We start from the raw sequence: 236 nt of genomic DNA, 5'->3' as shown, positions 1-236 counted from the left end.
GTGAAAGAGTTATGAAGAGTTTCCGCGAAGCTAAAATTCAGTACTTAATTGCAACGGATGTAGCAGCTCGTGGACTTGATGTAGATGGTGTAACGCACGTATTTAATTTTGATATCCCTGAAGATGTAGAAAGTTACATTCACCGCATTGGCCGAACAGGACGTGCAGGTGGATCAGGTCTTGCAATTACGTTCGTTGCAGCGAAAGATGAAAAACATTTAGAAGAAATTGAAAAA

Annotated in this window: 1 protein-coding gene; it reads left to right on the top strand. The window is 40.3% G+C overall.

Going from position 1 to position 236, the window contains the following annotated elements; all coding sequences use genetic code 11:
• On the top strand, positions 1-236 hold a 236-nt coding region (locus tag SB717_RS39585; RefSeq protein ID WP_410908809.1), incomplete at both ends, for a helicase-related protein.

Source organism: Priestia sp. SIMBA_032, from assembly GCF_046535215.1.
Taxonomy (GTDB): domain Bacteria; phylum Bacillota; class Bacilli; order Bacillales; family Bacillaceae_H; genus Priestia; species Priestia aryabhattai.
Note: the sequence above shows the minus strand (reverse complement) of the source record. Positions and strands in the feature narration are given on the sequence as shown.